The organism is Vibrio hepatarius (assembly GCF_001274785.1).
In the GTDB taxonomy this organism is placed as follows: domain Bacteria; phylum Pseudomonadota; class Gammaproteobacteria; order Enterobacterales; family Vibrionaceae; genus Vibrio; species Vibrio hepatarius.
The window spans coordinates 180,499-191,360 of the sequence record NZ_LHPI01000025.1 but is presented as its reverse complement, the minus strand read 5'-3'; the positions used below and the strand labels follow the sequence as shown (position 1 = coordinate 191,360).

Here is a 10,862-nt window from a genome sequence, read left to right as displayed (position 1 = left end):
CGGCTGGCGTTAATATCGCGTGGAAAAGTAAAATACCGACGCTGATGTCTTCGATCGAAACTTCCAAACATGTCTTTGTTGAAAGCAATAAAGTTGTATGGGAAGAAAACGGCATCGAACATACTACACCGTTTGCAAACAGCAACGTAGTTCAGTTGAAAGACCAAACGCTTGTCTCAAAGAACAAAGCCGTCGCAATGGTTTCTTGGGATCTGTAAACACTTCTAGATATTGAGATAAGAAGTCATTTTTGATGGCTTCTTTTAGTCTCGAGTTACATCCCTTTAAACAGCTCATCTCTGTGATAAGCCAGATAAGGTTTATGCTCTCGCATAACGTGGAACGACATATCCTCTCTCAAGCCAATCACCTCTGGCGCTTCAAGGTAATCCGAAATAAGCACTTGGCCATCGTCCTTAAACGAGATAAAGCCGAGGTCAAAAGCCTTATCAAGATTAGCCAAAAGCAATATTCCATTAAACTTATCTAAACGTTCTTGATTGTTAGAATCACGCCAAGGCTTAATGTGAGAGGCGAGCAACATCGACGTGTTTCGATAGCCCGTAACAGCGCAACCACCCCACATTTGGACCAATTGAGATCGAAAATGTCCCTGCCCCATTCGAGTCTTAACCATGATCGCTTTTTCTGTATCCGTTAACTTTCTGTCCGACATAACTTGCCGAATGTCTGCATTTACATCTATCTGCGCTAAATCTGCTAAAAACTTACGATAATGGGACAATGCGGCACTATACATACCCTTACCTTTCTCATCCCTGCGTTTGAAAATATCGAGCTGCTTCGCCTTTTGCTCACATCCAATGAATTCGCTAAAGGACTTAACCTCGGTAAGCGGTTCACGAATTTCACCCGACTCAATCAACCAATTGGAGATAGAACCTCGAACAGCCCCAAGATAATTTCTCGCCGTTTTCTCTGTTTTACCGATGTCCATTAGCCAATGCTGGTAACGTGAAGCTAAATCAGACAAATTACAAACCAAGGCTTCTTTGAGTTCATTGGTAACAATAAAACTCTTCATGTACTCAAAAAGCTCATCATCGAGATAAGCGAAAGCAACTGCTTTAGCGGAATAACGACTGGTATTCGATTGATCGAACCCATCGTGGTAACAAAGGTGCCAAAATCCTTCACTCCTCAAGTGGAAGAATGGATTCTCCGGCGTATTTTTATCATTACCTTGAGCAAAGTTGTCAAAGTATCGGGTAAAGGCGTCCTTTAGAGCCTGATTAAACTCAATGTTGTTAGAGACGATATTGCCCGCTTGAATTAAATCCATAACGGCCAGCAACATGCAGACTTTGTGAGGACTTTTCTTACCACCAGAGCTATTCATGTTCAGCTGTCGAAACTTGTCTAAATAATACTCATGCGACATAGCTTACCTCCCCCAAACCAACACTAGCATCAAGCACACTTGATCCAGAAGCTCGCTAATAGACACACAAAGGTTGATGGACTGACTCAAATTCGAGTAAGTCATATTGGTCATCAAGCTGCTTGGAAATTAGTTTGTAAAAATAAGTACTTGCAGACATAGCTAAGCCATTTATTAGTATGTCTAGATGATATACGCCCCGATGTTAGAACGCGATAAAGTATTAGAAATGAATGACTTATTGTGACGACAATCAAATCGGAATCTATGGATAACCTAAGTAGTCGATTTTTTGGATAACAGATACGAAAAAAGGCCTGATAAATCAGACCTTTTAGAATGTGGCGGTGAGTGAGACAGCAGACTTTAACTACTAAGCTAATGATATTTAATAGTTAAAACAAAAATAAAACTTAAAAGTATTACTATAGGTATTACTTAAAACTATCGCTTAGTTCATCCGGCTATTGGTATTAATAACTAGTGCAGATCTAATCTTGCTCGACCATTGTTTTGATATTATCCAACCAGTTTACTCCACCAATTAATCTCTCAACAGGAGATACAGGAACAACGTGAACCTTATTTCGGTTAACTGCACTAATTCTCAATTTCTGAACCAATATTCGCTTCTGTTCTTCTGCCGTGCCATCAGTATCTAAACAAACCCAATGTAGTGACTTACCGTTATCTTCTATAAGTTGACGGAACAACCCGTTGATATGACTATCATCAATATTGAAACCATACCCAATCACAACTATGGCGTCACACTCGGAGTAACTATCAAACAAGCTAACATAACGTCTTGACATATCGACAGATGTTAAGGGCTTTAGCCCGCTTTGAGTCAGTATAAACGGTACATGGATTTGATCTTGTGGAACATCATTATCATCTTGGCAAAATACAACCGAGTTTTTATATGGATTGTAGTAATCACAGACACCACCATTTAACTGGTGAACACTTGGTATTTGATAATCAAGTTGCCCGGCAATTGTCTCAATGAGGTTATTATAGTTAGCTGTTCCTATCGCGGAAATTTCGATACCAAGAGCTTCACAACGTTGAAGATCATGATAGTAACCGCTGTTGGGCAGACTGCCAATGTTCTCTAACTGCTCTTTAATGTACTTCCTTGTAGCCCACAAAAAAATAACCATTTTTGAGAACTTAGCCCATTCTGTTTTTGGGGAGTATAAATAGCGAAAGTGGCTATCAATGAGTGACTGATAGTCTAATACAGTGGTAAATATATTTTCTAAAGGTTGTTGCGCCAAAGCAGAGAGCAAGTCTGATATAGATCCATTCTCTAAATCGTATTCTCGCTTCGATTCCATTAATAGTTCCAAAGCACTTAGCCCCGCTTGATTGAACTCAACTTTGAACATTCCGGAAACATCATCAAATATAGGGATATCGTCAGGAGCGGCTTCAAATAGTTCTTGATTAAGTCTCTGAACCAGCTCTTGCCCATGGGCCCCAACCAAAAGTTGTAAAAAGGCCCCTGCATACCTCTGTAGATCAGCAGTGTTTTCTTTAACACGTAGTACACTCAACATTGCTGAGTACATTTCGCTGCCAAACAATCTCACTTCATCAGAAAGTAAACTATTCATCTGAACAGCAGTTGAAAACAGCTGATCACCGAACGCATGCTCCATTTCAGTATTAAATTTATCAACAACAACTTTCTTATCTATTCCAAGATCTATCAGTGCCTTGTCTGCTTCCACATCAAAATCATTGAGCCTACGAACAATTTCTGACTTCCTGTACTCAATTGACGACTCAATTAAACTAGTAAACTCATTTTTTCCAAAGGCATGAATCCTCTGTGTAGCGTATTTTTCCGGTAGCCAGCTTGTAACGTACGTATCGTATTGGTTGAGGCTTCTTAATTGATCACGCAACGCCTGTTTATGCTCACTCACATCTTGGCGAAACAAATCAATCGCAAATTTCCCACCAATAGGGAGTCCATAACCTACTTCAGCACCAGCCCCAAAAAAAAGCCTAATTTCATACGTTGACCACCATACATTTAAATGAGCATACAGTGTCATAAAACTACTTTCAGGACAGCGTTTCCCTTCACATTTTTGGTATAGCTAGACGGGATATTATTTTTTATCAGATATTTACCTTTACCGGATACCCAAGGGCTCTAAGAGCCTTGTTAGTACGGCCATTTCTTGGAGGCGTGTCTTCAGGCCTAGCCCAGCCTACAACTTCAGCAATAGAACTGATACCATAATGTGCGAATCGATAGTCTTCATGCTTACTTGCCTGATAAATACGCTCCCACATATTCTCTGGTTTACCTCCGTAAAGGACGAACTCTAATAACTCAATCACTGTTTGCCCTTTGCCATTTCGTTGGCTAAACAACCAATCGGTAAACAGTGGAAGCCTCTCTTCTCTCGTCAATGACTTCTGATTAGGCCTTCCCAAAGACTCTGTGCTCATTTTAATTAAGTGGTCCATCGTCGCATGAGTTGCCCTCAAAATACCTTGAAGATCATCTCTTGTAACTGAACCTATTTGGCTCCTAGACAAATTATTGCGAATCAGTGGCGCATTGACTTCGATGTTGTAGTCTTCATCTGATGGAGGTTCAGGTAAATCCTGCCACCACTGGAGCATAGTCATTAAAGTTGCTTGTGGGTTCTTACAATGCTGTTGATAGTCGTCTTCGTATGGATATGTATTGTTATCACGTCGAACTTTGTTGTAGTAATAGGCATGTAAAAATTGGTCAACTTGCCAATATACTGGAGTCTCAGCCGCTATCCACTTAGGTCTAAAATCATTGATCTGAGAAGCTATGTTCTTGATTGTCGAAAGAGTACTCTCCCACTCTTTCCTAAAGTTGTCCTTTCTCTTGTCCTTCGCTTTACGATCATCAATGAAGCTAACACCACCCCATACGGGGATTTTACGCTTATTCGCTCTTTCTCTATCTTCCTTCACTCTTTGCTTGTTTAGCTCGAGAAGCGCTTTTTGCTCTTTTATGATGGCCTCGTTCAAATCAAAACAAACGTCTAAAGATTCCAAACTTTCGAAAAACTCTGATAACTGCTCAGCCATTCCTGAATCAACAAGATCACTTTCGCTAAAGAAAACTCCGGCTTCTATATTTGAATTCCACGCTCGATCGGTCAGGTTTGCCGAACCAACATATGCACCATAACCCTTCCACCAAATCACTTTACTGTGGAGAGAATCTGGTACCAACTTACAGAAGATATTGTTTTTTGTGTTGGCTAAAAGTTTAGATAAAAAAGCTGGCGATACGGGAACCGTATGATCATACCTCATCCAAATATCAAGCCTATAACGGTTATCAATACAGTGCTGAAGTAGCTCTGTTCTATCATCACCATAAGCGATTGCAGCAACCACACCATCAACCTCCGTTCCTGCAGGAGGCAGCATTGTTCTAAAAAAATTCTTGTTTAAGCCATTCGCAATTAACTTCATAATTCCCAACCAAATATATAAAACACAAAAAAAGGGGCCTAGACCCCTTTGTATTTAATCTTCGTCTTCTTCTACAAGCGCTTCTTCTACGCTTTTGAACTCTTCTAGTGCTGCGGTAAGCAGCTCAACAATCTCACTTGCGATGACTGCTGGTGGCTGAAGGTTTTCCGTATCTTCCAGTGACTCGTCTTTCAACCACTTGATATCGAGGTTCGTCTTATCTCTAGCGATGATCTCATCATAGCTGTATTCACGCCAACGACCATCTGGACCTGGACCACCATCTGCTTCTTGCACTTCTGCCCAAGTAGCAACTCGTGCTTTTTGGTCATCAGCTTTATAGAGTTCAATAAACTCTTTGAAATCACTCCAAGCTAGCTTATTAGTTTTCAACGTCTTATGAACATTAGTTCGGTAGTCATAAACCCATACGCTTTTCGTCCACGCTTCTTTTGAAGCTGGCTTAGCATCGAAGAACAGTACGTTTGCTTTCACACCTTGAGCGTAAAAGATACCAGTTGGTAGACGTAAGATAGTGTGCAGGTTAAAACGTGTAAGCAGCTCTTTACGGATGGTTTCACCAGCACCGCCTTCAAACAAAACGTTGTCAGGTAGTACCACAGCGGCTTTGCCAGAGTCTTTTCCGTCAACTCTTAACATATTGCCGATGTGTTGGACGAAGTTAAGTTGTTTGTTCGAGGTTTCTGCCCAAAAATCTTCACGAGTATAAGTCAGCTTTTCTTTCTCTAACTTACCAGTCGAGTCATTGATAATAGTTACTGAGCTCTTTTTCCCAAAAGGAGGGTTAGCTAGAACCATATCAACTTTGTTAGATCCAACCTCTTTCGCCAATGCATCTGATGTAGAGATCGGGCACTCTTCAGCTCCAATACCATGGAGATACAGGTTCATGGCACATAAACGAGCCACCGAATCTGAAATGTCGTTACCACTTATCGCTTCATTTTTTAAGAAACGGTTCTCTTTTTTAGTCAGTGCTTTTGGTGTTCTTTCACCTGTTGCTCTATCAATATCAAAAGCAACATAGTCATGCGCGACTGTTAAAAATCCACCGGTACCACAGGCAGGATCGGCGATCTTCTGCATTGGCTTCGGTTGCATTACATCGACGATTGCTTCAATGATTGGGCGCGGAGTAAAGTATTGACCTGCACCTTTCTTCTCGCTTTCAGCACCTTTTTGTAACAAGCCTTCATAAATTTCGCCTTTGACATCAATACTCAACGATGACCATGACTCTTTGTTAATCATGGATATCAGACGTTCGAGTTTTGACGGATCCTGAATTTTGTTCTGTGCTTTGCGGAAAATCATGCCAAGTGTGCCTTTTTGGCTTCCTAGGCTTTCCAATGTATGGCGATATTCCATCTCTAGGTCTGAGCCGTCTAGCTCAATAAGTTTGGCCCAGCGCTCAGCAGCTAAGCTTTCCCCCTCTTTACCGCCTTCTGCTCGCTCAGAAGACATTTTTAAGAAGATCAGGTAAGTTAACTGTTCTACGTAATCACCATACCCTACGCCTTCGTCACGCAATACATGGGCATAGTTCCACACTCGATTTACGATATCACCAGTTGTTAAATTATTCATGTTAATCTCGGTCTAATATTTCTTTAACCCACGCGTTATCTTCAAACTCTCTTAAATATAGTTTTGCCGCAGTGTTAAATTTAGTTGTCGTACAAGAAGGCCTAATCATTTTTATAAGTTCCTTTTTATTCGACTTGATTTGAATCGATTTCATATCCACGCCATCTTCTAATAGCTTATTTGTGTTGGCGATAATTTGCTTAATTCTCTGCCTAATTGCTTTACGGGCTTTTTTCGTAGGCTCATGATTCAAGTGATATTTATCTATCGATTCTTTTGCTTTCTGGTAATCTTCCGAATCTTCATCGCTACAGTTAGGACAAGCTTCACCGTTTTTATTAAAAGTTAAGAGCTTGTAGTCATCTTCATCAGACGGGTCTAACAGCTTGGGCTTTTCAGCATTATTATCATCCTTAGATCTATTCCAATCTGGAGGAGTAAAAACTGGAAAATGGTCTTGCTTACCTCCGGCAGTTTCCACTTCAACTCGCCTAGAATTACAGTAAGTACAAGCATATCGATAATTTGACCATTCGAACGCAAGCCACCAGTAACCCGGATGATCAGGACATTCAGCAACCTTTCCTTTTGGCCTAAAATGATCAATAGGGTTGTCAGACCGCAACTCGTTACTTTCGCAGTACCAACACTTTCCATAAGAACGCTTTGCCAAAATATCACTTAGCAGTGACCACACGTTACTTTTTGCTGAGATGGCTTTTTTACGAGCTTTTACCTTTTCAATCGCTATTTGCTCAGCTCTTTTTTGTGCATCCCAGCCTTTTTCGTCAGCCTTAGCGTTAGTAGCAATTTCTGCAGCATCAATTTTACCGTTAACGTATTCCCAAGCACCTTCGACGACTTCATCCCAATCATCGGGAAGATCTAGGTCTACCTCATCTATATCGATATAGCGCATTACTCACCAGCCTCTTCTGCATCAAGCTCAGCAAGAATGTCATCGGTCATATCTGCCAGTTGCTGTCTATCTCTGTCTGACAAAAAGGTCTGCGTGAATAGCTTATCACCATGCTTTCTGCCCCATGCTTTAACAAAAGCAGAAAAATATGGGTCTGAGTAAGCGTCAATAAAACCCGATTTATCTAACTGCTCTTGCAGTTCCTTATAGCGGACTTCTTCTTCCTCTGTGCGTTCTTCATTTGCCAGCAGAATTGCATGTTCATCTAGCTTTTCTAATGTTTTCGGGTCCAAATCAGAACGCAGGCCAAACATGTCACTCATAAGGATGCCTGAGAATCCCATACCTTTAGGCTCATAGAGTGGTGACGCAGCAAAAACTTGCAAGCTATCTTCGTCACGCTTCATGATTTTGATTTGTTCTTGCTTCAGAGTGGAAATGACAATTGGGTCATGCGTCGCCAGTACAATATGGCTGTTATCCACAGCACCAGAGTCAGCCTTCTCTTTGTTTGCATCCAAGTTGAAGCCAGCAACTTCTTTTAAGAAATTAATGTACTCCATACTCCACGCAGGGTTTAAATGCGTGTCTGGTTCATCTAGCAAAAATAGGGATTCATCATCACGGGTAAAACGCAACAAGCCTAGTACGGTAATCAGCTGTTGTTCACCTTCACTTAATTCTCTGAAGGTCAAAGACTCATCGCTACCATTCTTGTTCTTCACTTTTACTCGAATACGTACTTCGTGAATCAGGTTGGAAAAATAGATACTTTCTAATAATTTAAAGAAATCTTTATCCGAAGTTTTGTCACCCACCTGCTTCAGAGCTTCCAAATCCTTTAAGTACAAAAAAAGAGCTTCAACATTATCGGCATTCTTCTTCATCGGATGAGGAACTTTCATCGTTCTACGCATTGGAGCTAAAGATGCAAAGAACAACCGATCTAAAAATGGCCTAACAACACCTGTCGCATTCCAAAACCTTGAATCGCCCTGCTTACTAGTCCAATCCGGCTTGTTAAGCACAAATAGCACCGATTCAATGCCCTCTATAAAAAGCTTCTCTTTTAAAAACTTTTTAACTTTTTCATCTGCACCTAGAAAAAACGAAAGTAGGACAAAGTTACTATGTACTTTTTGAGCATAAAACAACGGTCTTAACGGAAGCGTTGTCTCATTCAAACCATGCTTTTCAGGGTAGAGAAGTTGGTCTCTAAACTTACGCTGGTGGTCATAAAAATGCGTGGCTAATCGGTCACTAGGTCCCGAGTAATAGCCAAAAACGTTCGATGGTAAAAACTGACGAGTTTCATCTTTAAAGAAATCAGTATGTTTATCGGTTATAACCGTCTCAGGGCTGCCTTCAACATGCACTAGAATCTTATACTGGTCCTTCTTCACCGCGGTTTCCTTTGCTTCGACAATTACGCGGTTGCCACGACACAGATACTCTAGCTTGTAAGAAAACGAAGGTGCTTTGTGTAAATCAAGGTCACGAAAAATTATTACCAATGCTTCAATAACATTCGATTTACCCGCGCCATTCCAACCAATGACGACAGTCACGAGTTCATTTTGGTCAAAGTCAATCTCAATATCTTTAAGATTCTTAAACTCACCGATCCAGAGTTTATCAAGCTTCATTTGGCTTTATTTCCTTGTATTCAAACAGATCGCCTTGCTTAATATTCCCCACTTTAACTGGAGTAACATTGACTCCTTTCGTCGCGGTAACATCCTTGAGCTCTTGGTAAAACTCTTCGACCACCTCTGGTGTAACCTCACCTTGAAATCCAGATAGTTCAAACAGCTCATCAACGTTCAACGCTTTCTTCGATTCCATAAGCACATCAAGGATCGGACGTCTTTTCATTTTTTTTGCTCTCGCTGTAGGTTTCTTTTTTGCAAGCTTGGCTTTTTGCTCCACTTGGTCTTTTTCCAAACGGATCTTTTCTAACAGTTGCTCAGCAGTTTCTTCCGTAGCATGATTTTCAACTAGTTGGCCAGAAAATGCCTTTGATAAGATAGATGACTTTAGCTGTTCACTATGTTTAATTTTCTTCGTTAACTCATCTTCAGTTCGTTGCGCGGCCTCAAGCTTATCCGTGACAAGCTTGGATATTTCTATAGCCTCATTGATAGAAGGCAACGGAACTGGTAAACCCGATATTTTCGATATGCTAAGTGTATATAGACCTGAAGTAGAGCTCGCTACAGATTTAATTTGTTCTCGACCTGGTAAAGACATCAACCAATAAACGACAAAGTCACAAAGCGCTTTATCGATTAACCGAACTTTAATTAGATGGTTTTGATGTACACATGGACAGATCGAATCATCCCATACAGCTAATCGACCTATTTGATCAGGGCTACCGTTACCCTCTACGATGAGTAGATCTTTATCTTCTAGCAAGACTCGATCTAATTCTGTATCAGTAACCCCAATTTCTTGTATATCATCTAGTCGCAGTTCATTGGCATATACGTTTGCTACACGCAAATACGGGAGCTTCTTATCAAAGCTATTCCTTTTACTGTTCTTTGTTAACCCTCCGCTAACTACACCTAATGAATCGAAATAACACCATTCCCAAGCACTTGGAACAACAAGAGGTTGCTCTTTCTGATTGAATGACTTCGGAGCTTTATACTTATCCTTCCAATTATCATTCTTAGGTGTCTTACCCTTCTCTTCGAAGGCTTTAAGCTGTTCTGCTTCCCAGTTCGCTCGGCGCTCATCGAGAATACGTTCTAGCAAGTGATCCGCAGGCTCTAACTTATCTGCGTTTTGCGCACGCCATTGCTCTGTTAGTTTTCCTGTAACTGCATCCTTAAGAACCGACTGGCGGTATTGTTGTAGCTTAGCTTTTGCTTGCTTTAGCCCTTCAACACCTGCGTCAATGTGAGAGAAAAGCTCTTCGATTTTCTCGACAATCAATTTTTGAACCACTAAAGGTGGGAGCGGTAAAGGAATTTCTCCAATAGTTTTTGACGATAAATGTTTAACAGTCACCGACGATGTTTCAGCATGTATGGCATTTAAATATGGTTGAATAACATAGCTCAAAAACTTATGGTCATAGTGCTTTGAAAAAATTGATATTTTACAAACACGTTGATTTAGAAGTGCGTTCTCACCTTGCCAAACGGCGGCATTAAAGTCACCATCCATTCCTATAAGCAAGTCACCTTTCCTTACAACATATGTCTCATCATACTCACCTGAGTAGTAGGTATTCGTTTGATGCTTCACCACATCTCTAATCCGGATTAAAGGCATACCTTTTTGAGGATCGTTGGAAAACATCGAAGATTTAAATGCGAATCCATTTAGCAATGCTGCAACATCGATTAAATTTACTCTTTCCCAAGTAGCATGCTTACTTAAAACATCACTCTTTGACTCCTGCACAATTTCCGCAGGACTTTTTGCTAATGCCAT

8 protein-coding genes are annotated in these 10,862 nt (G+C 40.7%); 1 reads left to right on the top strand and 7 read right to left on the bottom strand.

Annotation, left to right across the window (positions count from 1 at the left end; translation table 11 throughout):
• The coding region (locus AKJ31_RS23295) for a hypothetical protein (RefSeq protein WP_169780647.1) at positions 1–218 on the top strand (218 nt) is incomplete at its 5' end.
• Between the two features lie 56 nt (positions 219–274).
• On the opposite strand, the gene AKJ31_RS20335 is transcribed toward AKJ31_RS23295, so the two are convergent.
• The 7 genes from AKJ31_RS20335 to AKJ31_RS20305 all read right to left on the bottom strand — a co-directional run bounded on the left by AKJ31_RS20335 (position 275) and on the right by AKJ31_RS20305 (position 10,862).
• Positions 275–1,402 (bottom strand): HNH endonuclease, encoded by a 1,128-nt coding sequence (locus tag AKJ31_RS20335; protein ID WP_053410857.1) that lies wholly within the window; start codon positions 1,400–1,402, stop codon positions 275–277.
• A gap of 491 nt (positions 1,403–1,893) precedes the next feature.
• On the bottom strand, positions 1,894–3,471 hold the full coding sequence (locus tag AKJ31_RS20330) for a hypothetical protein (RefSeq protein WP_053410856.1): 1,578 nt from the start codon (positions 3,469–3,471) through the stop codon (positions 1,894–1,896).
• 67 nt (positions 3,472–3,538) lie between these two features.
• Complete coding sequence (locus AKJ31_RS20325; RefSeq protein WP_053410855.1) at positions 3,539–4,888, bottom strand: phospholipase D family protein; 1,350 nt, start codon at positions 4,886–4,888, stop codon at positions 3,539–3,541.
• Between the two features lie 54 nt (positions 4,889–4,942).
• Complete coding sequence (locus AKJ31_RS20320) at positions 4,943–6,496, bottom strand: class I SAM-dependent DNA methyltransferase (RefSeq protein WP_053410854.1); 1,554 nt, start codon at positions 6,494–6,496, stop codon at positions 4,943–4,945.
• Position 6,497: 1 nt separating this feature from the next.
• On the bottom strand, positions 6,498–7,415 hold the full coding sequence (locus tag AKJ31_RS20315; RefSeq protein ID WP_053410853.1) for an HNH endonuclease family protein: 918 nt from the start codon (positions 7,413–7,415) through the stop codon (positions 6,498–6,500).
• On the bottom strand, positions 7,415–9,061 hold the full coding sequence (locus tag AKJ31_RS20310) for an AAA family ATPase (protein ID WP_053410852.1): 1,647 nt from the start codon (positions 9,059–9,061) through the stop codon (positions 7,415–7,417). Before AKJ31_RS20310 ends, AKJ31_RS20315 begins: the two co-directional genes overlap by 1 nt.
• Positions 9,051–10,862, bottom strand: a complete 1,812-nt coding sequence (locus AKJ31_RS20305) for a restriction endonuclease subunit S (protein ID WP_053410851.1) — start codon at positions 10,860–10,862, stop codon at positions 9,051–9,053. The genes AKJ31_RS20310 and AKJ31_RS20305 overlap by 11 nt, the downstream gene beginning before the upstream one ends.